This is a genomic window from Spiroplasma endosymbiont of Zeiraphera isertana (genome assembly GCF_964030805.1).
Classification (GTDB): Bacteria; Bacillota_I; Bacilli_A; order Mycoplasmatales; family VBWQ01; genus Spiroplasma_E.
Genome location: NZ_OZ034965.1, coordinates 2,312,880 through 2,328,895, shown reverse-complemented (window position 1 = coordinate 2,328,895; position 16,016 = coordinate 2,312,880). Strand labels below are relative to the sequence as shown.

The 16,016-nt window shown below is 24.2% G+C and carries 17 protein-coding genes and 1 pseudogene; 14 read left to right on the top strand and 4 right to left on the bottom strand.

What is annotated here, in order from left to right; all coding sequences use genetic code 4:
- The first annotated feature begins 241 nt into the window (after positions 1-241).
- The 4 genes and pseudogenes from AAHM78_RS16240 to AAHM78_RS17355 all read left to right on the top strand — a co-directional run bounded on the left by AAHM78_RS16240 (position 242) and on the right by AAHM78_RS17355 (position 3,601).
- Entirely contained in the window at positions 242-562 is a 321-nt protein-coding gene (locus AAHM78_RS16240) for a transposase (protein WP_342253895.1), read from the top strand.
- A gap of 348 nt (positions 563-910) precedes the next feature.
- The gene (locus AAHM78_RS16235; protein WP_342253894.1) at positions 911-1,978 is read left to right on the top strand and encodes a ribose-phosphate pyrophosphokinase; all 1,068 of its coding nucleotides are present in this window, start codon (positions 911-913) and stop codon (positions 1,976-1,978) included.
- A gap of 21 nt (positions 1,979-1,999) precedes the next feature.
- Positions 2,000-2,563, top strand: coding sequence for an aminoacyl-tRNA hydrolase (gene pth / locus AAHM78_RS16230; RefSeq protein ID WP_342253893.1), 564 nt, complete (start codon positions 2,000-2,002; stop codon positions 2,561-2,563).
- Positions 2,564-2,657: 94 nt separating this feature from the next.
- Positions 2,658-3,601, top strand: a pseudogene (locus AAHM78_RS17355) (IS30 family transposase).
- Positions 3,602-3,643: 42 nt separating this feature from the next.
- On the opposite strand, the gene AAHM78_RS16215 reads toward AAHM78_RS17355, so the two are convergent.
- Complete coding sequence (locus AAHM78_RS16215; RefSeq protein ID WP_342253891.1) at positions 3,644-3,901, bottom strand: hypothetical protein; 258 nt, start codon at positions 3,899-3,901, stop codon at positions 3,644-3,646.
- A gap of 119 nt (positions 3,902-4,020) precedes the next feature.
- Here AAHM78_RS16215 and AAHM78_RS16210 point away from each other — a divergent pair, with 119 nt between their 5' ends.
- The 4 genes from AAHM78_RS16210 to AAHM78_RS16195 all read left to right on the top strand — a co-directional run bounded on the left by AAHM78_RS16210 (position 4,021) and on the right by AAHM78_RS16195 (position 7,671).
- The gene (locus AAHM78_RS16210) at positions 4,021-5,583 is read left to right on the top strand and encodes an adenylosuccinate synthase (RefSeq protein ID WP_342253890.1); all 1,563 of its coding nucleotides are present in this window, start codon (positions 4,021-4,023) and stop codon (positions 5,581-5,583) included.
- A 29-nt stretch (positions 5,584-5,612) separates the two neighbouring features.
- Positions 5,613-6,887, top strand: a complete 1,275-nt coding sequence (gene purB, locus AAHM78_RS16205; RefSeq protein ID WP_342253889.1) for an adenylosuccinate lyase — start codon at positions 5,613-5,615, stop codon at positions 6,885-6,887.
- A 137-nt stretch (positions 6,888-7,024) separates the two neighbouring features.
- Positions 7,025-7,363: a hypothetical protein gene (locus AAHM78_RS16200; protein ID WP_342253888.1), complete on the top strand. Its 339-nt coding sequence runs from the start codon at positions 7,025-7,027 to the stop codon at positions 7,361-7,363.
- Positions 7,364-7,458: 95 nt separating this feature from the next.
- Positions 7,459-7,671 carry a hypothetical protein gene (locus AAHM78_RS16195; RefSeq protein ID WP_338987871.1) on the top strand — a complete coding sequence of 71 codons (213 nt, stop codon included), beginning with the start codon at positions 7,459-7,461 and terminating at the stop codon, positions 7,669-7,671.
- 352 nt (positions 7,672-8,023) lie between these two features.
- On the opposite strand, the gene AAHM78_RS16190 is transcribed toward AAHM78_RS16195, so the two are convergent.
- Positions 8,024-8,599: an IS1595 family transposase gene (locus tag AAHM78_RS16190; protein ID WP_342253887.1), complete on the bottom strand. Its 576-nt coding sequence runs from the start codon at positions 8,597-8,599 to the stop codon at positions 8,024-8,026.
- Positions 8,600-8,844: 245 nt separating this feature from the next.
- Between AAHM78_RS16190 and metG the strand changes: the two genes are divergently transcribed.
- From metG to AAHM78_RS16160, 6 genes are all read left to right on the top strand, one after another.
- On the top strand, positions 8,845-10,428 hold the full coding sequence (gene metG, locus AAHM78_RS16185) for a methionine--tRNA ligase (protein WP_342253886.1): 1,584 nt from the start codon (positions 8,845-8,847) through the stop codon (positions 10,426-10,428).
- A gap of 21 nt (positions 10,429-10,449) precedes the next feature.
- Complete coding sequence (locus AAHM78_RS16180; RefSeq protein WP_342253885.1) at positions 10,450-10,845, top strand: glycosyltransferase; 396 nt, start codon at positions 10,450-10,452, stop codon at positions 10,843-10,845.
- Between the two features lie 43 nt (positions 10,846-10,888).
- A complete protein-coding gene (locus AAHM78_RS16175; RefSeq protein ID WP_342253884.1) occupies positions 10,889-11,038 on the top strand; it encodes a hypothetical protein in 150 nt (49 codons plus the stop codon).
- A gap of 57 nt (positions 11,039-11,095) precedes the next feature.
- Positions 11,096-12,334, top strand: a complete 1,239-nt coding sequence (locus AAHM78_RS16170; protein ID WP_342255227.1) for an IS256 family transposase — start codon at positions 11,096-11,098, stop codon at positions 12,332-12,334.
- A gap of 254 nt (positions 12,335-12,588) precedes the next feature.
- The gene (locus tag AAHM78_RS16165) at positions 12,589-13,230 is read left to right on the top strand and encodes a transposase (RefSeq protein ID WP_342253883.1); all 642 of its coding nucleotides are present in this window, start codon (positions 12,589-12,591) and stop codon (positions 13,228-13,230) included.
- Positions 13,231-13,308: 78 nt separating this feature from the next.
- On the top strand, positions 13,309-14,013 hold the full coding sequence (locus tag AAHM78_RS16160; RefSeq protein ID WP_342253882.1) for a hypothetical protein: 705 nt from the start codon (positions 13,309-13,311) through the stop codon (positions 14,011-14,013).
- A gap of 65 nt (positions 14,014-14,078) precedes the next feature.
- Here AAHM78_RS16160 and AAHM78_RS16155 read toward each other — a convergent pair whose 3' ends face one another.
- Positions 14,079-14,600: a ferritin-like domain-containing protein gene (locus tag AAHM78_RS16155; protein WP_342253881.1), complete on the bottom strand. Its 522-nt coding sequence runs from the start codon at positions 14,598-14,600 to the stop codon at positions 14,079-14,081.
- Positions 14,601-14,713: 113 nt separating this feature from the next.
- Positions 14,714-15,601, bottom strand: coding sequence for an SGNH/GDSL hydrolase family protein (locus tag AAHM78_RS16150; RefSeq protein ID WP_342253880.1), 888 nt, complete (start codon positions 15,599-15,601; stop codon positions 14,714-14,716).
- Positions 15,602-16,016 lie beyond the last annotated feature (415 nt).

Genomic DNA, 16,016 nt, shown 5'->3' with positions numbered 1-16,016 from the left:
ACCGATGTTGCAAGGGAATTGGGTGTGACCTATAAAACAGATTGAAGAATGTGTCATGAAATCAGGACTAGAATTGGAAATCAAGATGCAGTTTTCATTGTTGATGGCACAGCACAGATGGATGAAATGTATCTTTCACATTTAGGTTTTAAAAAACAAGGAAGATCCTTGTTGAATAAAACTTTGATTGTTGGAGTTTATGAGAAAACCAGCAACAAACTAATTGTGAAGGTGCTGAAAAATGCAGATGAAAAAAAACCTTTTAAGATTTGCATTGAAACACATTTTTACTGAGTGCTGTCTATTTACGGATTCTTGGAAGGGATATGTAAGTTTCAAAAACTTCTATCCCAAACATGAAATCGTAAATCATGAAGTTGGGTATGTGTCACCAACAGGTGTAAACACAAACCAGATTGAATCAGCATGAAAGCACATCCGACGAACTTTCCGAACACACATAAGAGTTTCAAAGCACAATATTCATTTATATACAAAAGAATCAGCATATAAATTCAATAACATACCTAGTTTTGAAACTGTAATTTTGTGTTTGATTTAAATACATGCGGGGATAATTTCCTAGGTAGGCTTTTATCTCCATTTATGTGATAAAATTTAAAAATAGTACATAAAGGGATAAAAGCCTTATTAAAATTAATGATATTAGATTGTGGATAATAAGTATATAAAACACCTCAGCAATAATCCTTGTTTATTAATAAACATATTTTTAAATATTTATTATCCGTTAACTATTATAATGATTTTATTTTTTCTTGCAAAAGATATAACTTTTTATTAATTATTTTTAATTAATAGTCTTTAAATTTAATATACTTAAATTGTAATAAACATTGTATAATGAAATTATAATTATAATTTTTAGAAACATGTAAAGGAGTATTTAATGAATAATGTAGAAAACATTGTAGTTTTTGGTTTAAGTGCTAGTCAAAAATTTACACAAGAAGTTTGTAAAAAACTTAATATTGAACCCGGAAAAGCGGAAATTAGTCGTTTTGCTGATGGTGAATTTAACATTCAATCTATAACATCAGTACGAGGGAAAGTGGTATATATTATCCAATCAACTTCGCCGCCAACTAATGATAATTTAATGGAATTATTAATTTTTGTTGATGCTTTAGTTCGTGCATCTGCTGCTAAAATTCATGTAGTAATTCCTTATTTTGGTTATGCTCGTCAAGATCGAAAACAAGGTGGTAGACAACCTATTACTTGTAAACTTGTTGCAAATTTATTAACTGTTGCGGGTGTTGATCGTGTTATTACTGTTGATTTACATTCACCACAAGAACAAGGATTTTTTGATGTTCCTGTTGATGATTTACGAGCAACTCAAGATTTAGCATCTTATTTAATTGAAGAAAATTTAACTAATTTAGTTGTTGTATCTCCAGATCATGGTGGTGTTACTCGTGCTCGAAGATTAGGTAATTATTTAAGTGTACCTTTGGCAATTATTGATAAAAGAAGAACAACTCCTAATCAAAGTCAAGTTAAGTTTGTATTAGGAGATGTTAAAGAAAAGAATGCTATTATTATTGATGATATGATTGATACAGGTGGTACTATTATTAATGCAGCAAAAGCTATTAAAGAACATAGTGCAAAATCAGTTTATATTTTAGCTACTCATGGTATTTTTAGTGGGCAAGCTTCAAAAAATTTGAAACAAGCTGTTATTGATGGAATTATTAAGGAAGTTGTTATTACTAATACTATCGAAATTTCTGAAGAAAAAAAATTTAATGGCTTAAAAATTATTTCAATTGCTGATTTTATTGCAAAAATGATTGATGCTTCAATTAATAATAAATCATTAACAAAAGTTTATGATGATAAAACAAATGAATTAATAAAAAAAATTAATAATAAATCATTAACAAAAGTTTATGATGATAAAACAAATGAATTAATAAAAAAAATTAATAATAAAAATAGTAAAAAATAATAAAGAGGAAATTTAAAGTAGATGAAATTAGTTATTGGATTAGGAAACCCAGGTAAAGAGTATGAATTGACACGTCATAATATCGGTTTTATTGTTATTGATATTATTTGTGAAACATTACAATTAAAAATTAATCAAACTAAATTTAATGGTCAATATGTTAAAACCGTTGTTAATGGCACTGATGTTATTTTTTTGAAACCATTAACTTTTATTAACTTATCAGGTTTTTGTGTTTCAAATTTTATGAATTATTTTAAAATTAAAATTGAAAATGTGTTAATTATTCACGATGAAGTTGATTTAAATTTTGGTCAATTTCAATATAAACAAAAATTTAGTGCTGCTGGTCATAATGGAATTAAAAGTATTTTTAATCAAATTGGTAGTAAATATTTTCAAAGATTAAGAATTGGTGTTGGTAAAAATCCTAATTTTAACACGGCTGATTGAGTTTTGAGTAAGTTTAGTAATGATGAGTTAAAGAATATAAACGATCATAAACAATTTTTTGTAGAAAGCATTAGTAGTTGAATTACTGATAGTAAATTTGAAAATATTATGAATAAATATAATAAAAAATAATTAATATATCTTTAATTGTAAAATTAAAAAGGACACTTATATAAAAATTAAATTGTGTTAGTTCTATAATTAAGAAAAGAAAGGAATTAGCGCAATGTATAAGTATCTGAGTATTGAATCAATAATAGCAATAAAATAATATAAAAATTATGGATTTTCGATTCGTAAAATAGCAAAAATTGTTGATTATAGTAAATCAACTGTACATAGAGTTTGTAGATTATTAAATAAAAACTTATTGCCATTAGAAATATTGAATCAATTTCAAAAAAATAAACAAAATGCAGGCAGAAAATTAATAATTTTAACTTTAACAAAAATTAATAGTATTAATCATTTGTTAATTACTAAAAAGTATGCTCTTGATATAATTGCTAACTTTTTAAAGGAAAATAAAATAAAAAGTATTTCAACAAAAACTTTATATAACATGTTTAAAACAAATCGAATGGGTTTTGATGAAAATAACTTATTGAGAAAAGGCAAAAATAAATCTCACAAAAAAAAGAAACTAGGGGCAAAATTAATAATTGTAAGTCTATTCATGAAAGAAATTTAATCATTCCTAATATTAAAAATATACAAGAATTTGGTCATTTAGCAGGTGATACTATCATTGGCAAAGATCATAAAAGTTCTATTATTACTTTGGCTGATATATGATCAAAAACCACAATTCCTTTAGTAACTAAAAATCATAAATCAGAAAATATTACGAAAAGTATAATAAAATTTATTTCAAAGTTACAAAAAGGAACAGTTAAAACCATTACTTTTGATCGTGGTAAAGAATTTAGTAAATGAAGATTAATCGAAAAAATTTGTAATGTCAAAATTTATTTTGCAGATCCTGGTAAACCTTGCCAAAGGGGTTTAAATGAAAATAATAATGGTATTTTAAGAAGATATTTACCAAAATCTACAGATCTATCTTCATATAAACAAAAAGATTTAAATTTTATAGCATTTCAAATTAATTCTACACCCAGAAAATCGCTCTCTTATAAAAGACCAATAGATTTAATACAATTATTTTAAAAAACTGTCCCATTTATATTTACAACTCAGGTTATAAAAATATTAAAGAATATTTTCATTTTTATGTTTTCTACATAAGTAAACATAAAGTTGTATTTCTTTTTCTTTTTTAATTTTTTCTAATTCTTTTTTAATTTCTTCAATTAATAAAATATCATTTTGTGTTTGCTGATATTGATTTATTTCATTTATTTTTTCAAGTTTTGCTTCTAGTAATTTCTGCTTACAAATAGGACAAAGTTTGTCAAAATCATCATTATTATCATTTTGAAAACTGTCATTATCAAAATTTCATTTCATTTTTTAAGTTTCCTTTACTAGTTTATTTTTAATAACAATATTTTGATAATCATTATTAAATAATTATATAATTAATTTATAAATTTATAAATACTTTTTTTGAGTATAAAGGAGACAATATGAAAGCAAAAAAAAATATAATCAAACCAACAATAGAAAAGGCAAAAACTAAAGTTGAACAACTTAATAAAACTATTAAACCAAAAGTTAAAGATGTAAAAAAAGCAACTAAAGTAAAAACGCAATCAATAAAAACTGACACTCTTAAGCCAATCATTAATAAGATGAAAGTAGATTTTGAAAAGTCAAAACATATAATAAAAGAAGAAAATCAAAAAATTACTAATAAAATTGTCAATACTAAAAATATTTTAATATCAAAAATTGATCAACCAAAACCATTTAAAACTACTGCTATTATTGGTTGTCAATGAGGTGATGAAGGAAAAGGCAAAATAACTGACTATTATAGTCAAAATTCTGATGTTATTGTTCGTTGAAGTGGTGGTGATAATGCCGGACATACAATTGTTTTTGATCATCAAAAATATAAATTAAGTATTATTCCTTCTGGTATCTTTAATAAAGATTCATATTGTGTTATTGCTAATGGTTGTGTTGTTAATCCAGAAAAATTAGTTTCTGAAATTGAATATTTAAAAGCTGCTGGTTTTAGTTGTCAAAATTTACGAATTTCTGATCGTGCTCATATTATTTTACCTTATCATTTAGCATTTGATGAATATGAAGAAAAAATTAAGGGTGATAAAGCTATTGGCACTACTAAAAAAGGAATTGGACCTTGTTATGCTGATAAAGTTAATCGGATTGGAATTCGAATGGGCGATTTGTTAGATAAGGAACGACTATTAGAATTGATTACTGATAATTTGCTAATTAAAAATAAAATATTAAAAAATGTTTATGGATATGAAAAAGAATTTAATGCGCAAACAATATATAATCGTTTATTAGAATTATTACCATACTTTAAAGATTTAATTATTGATACCGGTCAATTTTTAAATGAACAATTAGTTAGAAATAAAAAGATATTATTTGAAGGAGCACAAGGTACTTTATTAGATTTAGATCATGGTACATATCCTTTTGTAACATCTTCTAATCCAAGTGCTAGTTCAATTGCTATTGGTTCAGGTATTTCTTTAAAAGCAATTAATGAAATTATTGGTGTAACTAAAGCATACAGTACAAGAGTTGGTGCTGGTGCGTTTCCTAGTGAAGTTTTTGGTAAATTAGCAGATTATATTCGTATGACTGGTAATGAATATGGCACAGTTTCGAAAAGACCAAGAAGAATCGGATGATTTGATGCAGTTATTGCTAAGTATAGTGCACAAATTAATGGATTTACTAGTTTAGCTATTATGTTGTTAGACGTGCTTACTGGTATTGAAACATTAAGCGTTTGTACGCATTATACTTTAAATGGCGAAATAATTAGATACATACCTTCTCAAATTAATAACTTTAATAAATGTCAACCACATTTTATTACTATGCCTGGCTGAAATGAAGATATTACTAATATTACTAGTTATGATGAATTACCAGAAAATGCTAAAAATTATTTAAAAAAAATTAGTGAGTTGGTGGGTGTTCCGATTAGAATATTTTCTGTTGGTCCAGATCGTAAACAAACTATATTTATTAAGGAGTAAAAATGATTGAACGTTACGAAACAAAAGCAATGAATAATATTTGAAATATGAAAAATCGTTTAAACTTATGAATGAATTTTCAAATTGATGTTTGTGAATCATTACAACATTTAAATATAATTCCTTTTAAAGATTTTCAATTAATTAAAAAAAATGCTAAGTTAGATATTGAATTAATGAATAAATTAGAATTAGAAACTAAACATGATGTAGTTGCGTTTACTAGAATGTTAAGTGCTAACTTAAAAACTGAAAGTCGTTGAATTCATTATGGTTTAACTTCAACCGATATGGTTGATAGTGTCCAAAATCTACAAATAAAATTTTCAAATGAAATTATTGAAAAAGCTTTAATTACTTTACAATTTAAATTAAAAGAGTTAGCGTTTAAATATAAAAATCAATTATTAATTGGTCGCAGTCATGGTATTTTTGGTGAACCAACTTCATTAGGATTAAAATTTGCTTTATGATACGATGAAATAAATAGACAGTTAGTAAGGTTGGAGTTGGCAAGAAAACAAGTTGAAGTTATTAAAATTACGGGTGCTATGGGTAATTTTGTTCATATTTCGCCAAAAGTTAGCGAATTTATTGCCAAAAAATGAAAAATGGAAGTTGACAGTTGTGCTACGCAGGTAGTACAACGTGATCGTTTGATTTTTTTAATTACACAATTAAGTTCAATTGCTACAACAATTGAAAAAATAGCTTTAGAAATTCGTTTAAGTCAACGTAGCGAAGTTAATGAACTTTTAGAGGGATTTTCTATTTCACAAAAAGGTTCAAGTTCGATGCCACATAAAAAAAATCCAATTGGTTCTGAAAATATTTGTGGTTTAGCAAGATTAGTTCGAAGTTATAATAGTATAGTATATGAGAATAATTTATTATGGTATGAACGTGATATTTCTCATAGTTCTAATGAACGCATTATGTTACCTGATATTTATCATATATTAGATTTTATTATTAATAGAATGACAAATATTTTAGATAATTTAGTAATTAATACTAGTGCCATGGCAAATAATATTGCTAAAGTTAATGAACTTTATTTTTCACAAGTAGTTTTATTGGCTATTATTAAAAATAATCCAAAAATAACACGCGAAATTGCTTATGATTTTATTCAAAAATGCACTTTAGAAGCACAAAATAAAATGATTAATTTTAAAGATGTATTAATAAAGAATAATATTAATCAATATTTAACTAGTGAACAGTTAAATGAATGTTGTAATAATAATATTTTTTTAATAAATGTTGATTATATTTTTAAAAAAGTTTTTAAAGATAAATAATGTTTAATATTAAATTTAATTAGCATTTAATTTATTAATTTTTGTTTTTTTATTTTATCTAATAATCAATAAAAATAAAAGATTAAGAAAATATTGTAATTAGTCACTAGATTATATAAGTTTAAGGAGTGAAAATTATGAAGAAATACAAAATCGATAATAGTTTTCCTTTTATAGATCAAGATTTTAATTTTATTACAAGCTATGATAGTGAAGAACACTTTTGTGATGTTTTAGATGATCGATACTTAAAAGATAATGGAGAAATAGATATTAATTTATTAAAAAAGAAAATTAATAAAATAAAAATAATATTATATTATATTAATAATAAGAAATATAAATGTGAAAAAACATTGCACTCAAATATTAAAAAACAATCTATATTTCTTTCTTATAATATAAATAGTGTTAAAAAGTTAGAAATTTTCGAAAAACAAAAAACAAGTAAAATTTTAAATTTAAGAATAAATTAGTTAAGTTTTTAACTTTTGGTTATTATAATTTTGAAAAAAAACGAATTAACAAAATAGTATGTGAAAAAGTTAATATAAGTAATCAAAAAGAAGAATTGAAAAAGGTTGGATTAAAAATTTTAAAACTTAATAATATTTTAGAAAAAATAGAAAAAGAAAAAAGAAGACAATGAGAAAAAAACGATCTTTTGAGACATTGATATGATTTTGCAAGTTCAAGAAAATTACAAAATCAACCATTAATGAGTAACGGTAATCAGTATTTACCAGTAAATAATTATGATAATGAAAAAAGTAGTGTTATTTAACACGTAAATAGTGATTATCAGTTTTACTTAAACGTTGATATAGATGCTGTTAACTCTGATAATGGTTTTAATGAAAATCAATATCAACAAAAATGTTCCATTTTATAAAAACTTTAATTGTAAAAGGCTTTTATCCCTTTATGTACTATTTTTAAATTTTATCACATAAATGGAGATAAAAGCCTACCTAGGAAATTATCCCCACATGTATTTAAATCAAACACAAAATTACAGTTTCAAAACTAGGTATGTTATTGAATTTATATGCTGATTCTTTTGCATATAAATGAATATTGTGCTTTGAAACTCTTATGTGTGTTCGGAAAGTTCGTCGTATGTGCTTTCATGCTGATTAAATCTGGTTTGTGTTTACACCTGTTGGTGACACATACCCAACTTCATGATTTACGATTTCATGTTTGGGATAGAAGTTTTTGAAACTTACATATCCCTTCCAAGAATCCGTAAATAGACAGCACTCAGTAAAAATGTGTTTCAACGCAAATCTTAAAAGGTTTTTTTCATCTGCATTTTTCAGCACCTTCACAATTAGTTTGTTGCTGGTTTTCTCATAAACTCCAACAATCAAAGTTTTATTCAACAAGGATCTTCCTTGTTTTTTAAAACCTAAATGTGAAATATACATTTCATCCATCTGTGCTGTGCCATCAACAATGAAACCTGCATCTTGATTTCCGATTCTAGTCCTGATTTCATGACACATTCTTCAAGCTGTTTTATAGGTCACACCCAATTCCCTTGCAACATCGGTTGCTGGTATGCCATGCTTTGTGTTTATTCATCTAAAGATGAGATAAAACCAAGATGTCATTTGGGTCTGTGACTTATAAAAAATGGTTCCATAAAGAATACTAAATGTTTGGTTACAGTTCAAACATCGTATTCTTCTCAAATCAGAAGTATTCAAACTAGAAGAAGCACACCTGATGCATTTCATTATTTTCAACTTCGCTATATATTTCAAACAATCGTTTTCAGTTTGAAATATGCTATTGAATTCATTTCAATTCATTTTTTCCTCCACACTAGTACACGTGGGGATAATTTCCTTGTAAAATTAAAATTAATAAAATATTATTAATTTAAATAAGTATTACAATAAATAATGCTATTTTAATGTAAAATTATAATTATTAAATTTAGGAGCAAATAATGACAAAAAAATTTTATATTACTACCCCCATTTATTATCCTAGTGCTAAATTACACTTGGGACATGCTTATACAACAATTATTGCTGATGTTTTAGCTCGCTATAAGAAAATGCAAGGTTATGAAGTATTCTTTTTAACCGGAAGTGATGAACATGGTCAAAAAATTGCTGAAAAGGCGGATGAAAATAAACAAACTCCACAAAAATTTGTTGATGATATTGTTGTTGGGTTTAAGAATTTATGAAAAAACTTAAATATTGATTATGATAAATTTATTAGAACAACTAATAAAAATAATATTTTAAGTGTTCAAAAAATATTTAGCAAATTATTAAAACAAAATGATATTTATTTGGGAAAATATGAAGGGTCATATTGTATTTCTTGTGAAGAATTTTTGACAGATAGCCAAATTAATAAAACTAATAATAAATGTAAAATATGTCAAGGTAATATTACTACTTTATCAGAACCATCATATTTTTTAAAATTGGAAAAATATACTAAACAATTATTAAAATATTATGATGAACATCCATTATTTTTATGACCACTTAATCGTAAAACGGAAATGATTAATAATTTTATTACGCCGGGTTTAGAAAATTTAAGTGTTACTAGAACGAGTTTTACTTGAGGGGTACCAGTATTAGAAGATCCAAAACATGTTATTTATGTTTGAATTGATGCATTAAGTAATTATTTAACAGGATTAGGTTATTTACAAGATGATGACATTAATTTTAAAAAATTTTGACTAGATTCAAATTGTGAAATTGTGAATTTAGTTGGTAAAGAAATTAGTCGTTTTCATATGATTTATTGGCCAATTTTATTAATGGCATTAAACTTGAGACAACCAAATCGAATTTTGGCCCACGGTTGAATTACTAATGAAGAAGGAAAAATGTCAAAATCAAAAGGTAATGTTATTGATCCTTTAGTATTAGTAAATCGTTATGGTGCAGATGGATTACGGTTTTTTTTAATGAAAGAAATTATTATTGGTCATGATGCAAAATATAGTCATGAATTATTTTTAAATTGTTATAACTCTTATCTTGTTAATGATTTAGGTAATTTGCTTTCGCGAACAGTTACAATGATCATTAAATATTGTGATGGTAAAATTCCCAAAGTTAATTTAAATAAGTTACAACCAGAAGCAATAGAAATAATTAAAATTATTAAAAGTACTATTAATGATTTTAATATTGAAATGGATGAGTATCAAATTCATGAAGCAATTAATGTCGTTTTTAAATTAATAACTAGTGGTAATAAATTAATTGATTTAACCAAACCATGAGATTTACATAAAAATAATAAAACTATTGAATTACATAATATTTTAAATTTATTAGCAAATATTTTAATTATTGGTAGTGCTTTATTAAGTCCAATTTTGGTTAATAGTTCATTAAAAATTCATGAACAATTGGGTGTCTTAAAAATTACTAAACCAATAGTCAATATTAACTTGAATGAATTTTTTAATAAATATGTTAATAAAAAAGAATTATTATTTCCAAGATTAAATATTGAAGATGAATTATCATTTTTAAGCAATGCATTTAAATAAAATATAAGAGTTATTAAAAAAATGCCAGTTATAGATAATAAATATCCAATTCATTTTGTATGAATTGGAGAAATACCAATTACTGTAAGAAATAATATAATTTATGCGGCTTTATTACATCAACATGAACAGGAAGTTATTTTATGAATTTCTAAAAATGAAAAAAATAGAGAAATTACTGAAAATGAAAAACAACAACATAAGATACTTAATAATATCAAAATTATCAGTTTAAAAGAAATAGAAAATTTAGAAAATAGTGATGTATTAATATTTGAACAAATATTTAAAAATAATAGATTCGCAATTAAAGAAAAACTAAAATCAGCATCAGATTTTATAAGAATTGTTATATTAAACCAATATGGAGGCATTTATTTTTTTAATTTTCACAAAAAATCTTGATATTACTTTTAATTTAAAATTAAAAGTAATATTTTTATATCGGGGGTGATTTTTTGTGACTAATAATGAATTAATGGATGTTTTAAAAAACAAAAAAGATGAAGAATTTATAAAAATTATTAGACATTTTAAAAATAGAATTAAACAAATTGAGAAAAAAGAAAAATTGGTAATGTTTAGTAATCTGTGTAACTTACAAAAATAACTATGTTTAATTAATTCTAGTAAATATAATTAAATGACCAGAAAGAGTGAGTTACAAATGGTTAAAAAACAAAACATTAATAATAATGATCCAATATCACAAGCAGTAGATTTATTACTAGAAAATACTGAAGATTTAACAACAGTTTTTAAAGAAGGAGGTTTATATAAAGAATTAACAAAAAGATTAGTGGAAAAAATGTTGAATTCTGAAATGCAAAATTATTTAGGATATGAAAAAAATCAACATAGTAATAGTGAAAATGCTCGTAATGGCATAACTTCAAAAAAATTAATAACTCAAGAAGGTAAAATTGAAATTGATGTACCACGAGATCGTAATAGTAATTTTACTCCTGTAATAGTGCCAAAAAGACAAAGAAGATTTGATGGTTTTGATCAACAAGTTCTTTCACTATATGCAAAAGGTATGACAGTATCTGACATTAGAATGCAGTTGCAAGAGTTATATCATGGTGCAGATATTAGTGAAAGTGTTATTAGTCAAATTACTGATGATGTTATTGATGATGTCAAAGCATGGCAAAATCGGCCATTAGAAAGTATTTATCCGATTGTTTATTTTGATTGTATAGTAGTTAAAGTACGACAAGATAAACGGATTATTAACAAATCAGTTTATATAGCACTAGGAGTTGATTTAGAAGGTAAAAAAGATGTTTTAGGTTTATGAATTAGTGAAAATGAAGGTTCTAAATTTTGATTATCTAATTTTACAGAAATGAAAAATCGAGGCTTAAATGATATTCTTATTGCTTGTAGTGATAATTTAACAGGCATGTCAGAAGCAATACAATCGGTTTATCCTAAAACCGAACATCAATTATGCATAGTTCATCAAATTAGAAATAGTTTAAAATATGTTTCATACAAACATCGAAAATCTCTAGTTACAGATTTAAAACCAATTTATAGTGCATGTAGTGAAGAACAAGCAATGCAAGCTTTAGAATCGTTTGAAAATAAATGAAATAAACAATATCCTCAAATTACTAAATCTTGATATAAAAATTGAGATAATTTAATGGTTTTTATTAGTTATCCACCAGAAATTAAAAGAGTAATTTATACTACAAATGCTATTGAATCTGTTAATAGTCAATTACGAAAAGTTATTAGAAATAAAAAAGTTTTTCCTAACGATATGGCGGTTTTCAAAATATTTTACTTAGCAATTGAAAATATAACAAAAAAATGAACAATGCCTATTCAAAATTGAAATACAGCAATTGCTCATTTTATGATAAAATTTGAAGACAGAATTAATCTAAACTAGTACCTTGTAAAACAAAGATACACAGATTACATAAAAGCCTCGAAAAATTAGATGCAATTGATAAAAAATTTAAAGAAAAAGGAATTCAATGTCCAAATTGTAAATCTTATTGATGTGTAAAAAATGGTTTTAAGAACAATAAGCAAAAATATTTATGCAAAGATTGTAAAAGTAGCTTTGATGCTTTAAGAAATCATTTTTTACATTGAAGTCATTTATCTCATGAACAATGAGATTGAATAATTTGATTGTCATTGTTAGGTCAATCTGCTTATACTATTTCTCAATTTGCTAAAATTTCAAAAACATCAGCATGATTTAATCGTCAAAAATTTATGAAATCATCACAATTAGCAAAAACACAAAAACCATTCACAAAATTAAAAGGTAGAATTGAAATTGATGAAACTTTTATCAAAGAAATTCATAAAGGAAATTTCAAAAATCCAGATGATCCAAGAAAAAAATGAATTGAAGAAAATGCTAAAGATTTAAACTGTTGTATTGAAATGGCAATTGATGAAAATAAAAATATTTATGCTCAAACAACAAATACTAAAAGATTAACAAAAAAATGAGTACAAGAAAATTTAACATCTAAGCTTATCGAAGAAAAATCAATTATAGTTTGTGATATGCAAATACTATATGATACAGTAGCTAAACAAACAAAATGTAATCTCAAGAAATTTAAATCAAAAGAAAATAAAGAATTAAATTATAAAAATTTAAGTAATATCAGTAAAATACAATCAAGTTTAAAAGAATTTATTACTCATTATCATGGCATTGGATTTACCAATATTCAAAATTACCTCAATTTATGAAAATTTAAATACCAACATTATAAAATATCACCTTATGCAAAATCTGAAGCATTATATTTCAGTTTGTAAAAAAAATAAATCCCAAAATTAAATAAAATCAAATTTTAGGCCGGGTTGATGATTTTTTTTATTTCATCAAGAGTTTTTTTGAAAATTAAAGATTTTTATGATGTAATTGTTGTCACAAATCATTCTAAAATTATTAGTGAGGTAATAAATGAATTAAGAGAAGAATTAGATCAAAAAAATAATCCAACATATGATGTAGGAGAATTGGTAAAAATTCAAAAAATTGTTAATGATATAATTGAAAATAATTTTAAAGAAGAAGAAAAAGAAATATTATATGATGCTAATAGTAAATATATAGGAGTAGATTTTTATTCAATGAAAAATAATTTATATTTTTCATTAAAAACTTTTAGAAAAATGGCATTTCCACCAGAATTATTTTCTTCTTTTGATATTGGTTATCAACATGGTTACAATAATTGAAATGAAATAAATGAAACCGAATATAATAAACAAAGAAGATTACAAAAAACATCAGAAGAGTATGCAAAACAAATAAAAATAATAGAAAACATTTCAATAATGATTACATTTGAGGGCAATTATAGTGAAAAAAATAAATTTTTATTTCAAAAGCATTTTCAAAAACTTAAAGAGATTTATAATGAGTATATATGAGTAATAATTAATATTAAAACCGATTTAGGAGAAAATAAGTTAAAAGTTATTGAATGAAGTAATAAAAGTAAAGATGAAATAAATATTGAAGGCGAAAAAAGAGAATACAGTTTAAACTATCAAGTAGAAGAAAAACAAAAAAATACAACAAAATTTTTATAAAAAAAATAAAAAATGTATAATTTTTTTATACATTTTTGGTGAAAATTAAGAGTTAAATATGAAATTTATTCGGGCTCATAAAATGGAACAATAACTTTTAAAGTATCTGGCTCTTCAGTTTTTAGTAAACGTTTGTCAATTTTATAAAGGTTACTATTAGACATTGCAATTCAATCCAATAAGTCTTTTTCATAAGCAATTTCTTCATAGAAATCAATTAAGAATCAGTCATAAAATTTCGCAGTTAAATTATCATTATTTTCACGAGCACTTTTAACAAGTTTATTAGTAAAATCAAGTAATTCTTCTTTAGTGGATTTTAATTTTTTTAATGCTTCTTCAATGTTTTTTGTAGTAAAAGTTGGAACTTTAATGTCTTTAATTTCAACTTGAGCATCTTGATCCATTAAATAGTTACAAATTTTACGAATATGAACAACAGCATCAGCTGCTTCTATTTGGAAGAAGCGTGCAAACCCAGGATATCCTTTTTGATTTGCATCATTACTTAATTTAAAACTAAGCATTTGATATTTTAGATGTTCACTAATATAATCATTTAGATCATCGTTAATCTTTTTAATCATTAAATACACCTTCTTTCTTGGCTTTATATGTATTATACTACTTTAATACTATATATATATTAAAATAAATTAATAATAAAAATATTGTTAATTAATTGTTTGTGTTACATTTTTTATGAAGTAAGTTCAGTGAATAGTTCAAGACCAATTTGATCATGTGCTCATTTATTTGGGTGAACATAATCAAAGAAAAAAATATTATTAATAGTTTCTGGAGTTGTTCCATCAATATATCTTGGATTTAAATTTAAAGCTAAACCGGGAATTGATCATTTTATTGATTCATTAGTAATATTTTTTCCTATTTCTTGTGCTTCAGATAATAAATCACTAAAATTAGTTTCTAAGTCAAACGGTCTGATATTAATATCAGAATTATTTTTCATTAATTCAGTAATTTTATCATTTCATTTGTTATTATATTCATTTGATAAGTGGTTTGCTACTTCTTTAACAGATTGTTTTTCATTAACATATTTTGGGATATTACTAATGTTAGGTACATTGGCAATTATTAAATTTTGAGCACCAGCATTAATTAATGTATCAACAGTTTCAAATTCAGTTGTTATTGCATTATTAATAATTGACTTTTGTTTTGCTGTTGAATTTTCATCCATAGCAGAAAGCAGATCATTACCACCTATTTCAATAAAAATATCATCATTATTTTGTATTTTATGATCTTTTAATAATTGATTAGCTTGGTGGTCAATAGAATAATGATTTAAGAATAATTGATATTCTCAACTATGATTTTGTCCTTCTTGCGCTCCACCCACAGCATAGTTATTACCTTTTTGATATCAAGCCGGTAATAGTTCTGTTCCTAGTTTTTTCTCTAAAATACTAGCAGCAACATCGCCATTAGTAAATGAATTATGATAAAAAGGTTCTTGAAATTTAACTTTATCTATATTTCAAGTATCATAAGTAAAAATATTAGCTAAATTACCATTATCTGATAAACTGTCACCAAGGACATATAATTCTGATTTCACACTTATTGGTTCGTTAAATGTTTTGCTATCATTTCATTTCCAGCAGTTAAAGTTATTGCTGTCAGAGTGATATTTATTAAAAATGTTTTCATTTGATAAATTCCTTTTCTCATTAAAAATTTAAATATGAAGGTAATTTTTAAAAGAGAATATAGTTTTCTTTTAAAAATTAATAACTTAACTTAATAGTAAGTTATTACCTTCATATTACCATATTAGTAGTAATGAGTAAATAAGGTTTTATTACAAAAATAAAAATTGATTTTAAAGAATGATTATATAAATTTAATTATTTATTAAATTTAATGCAATTTTTAAGAATAATTTTATTGTAAAAAAAATAAAATGTGTTAATTTTAAATTAAAAGATTGGTTTTTTGCTCATTTACTTTGTTTTAAAGTAAATGGGTTTTTT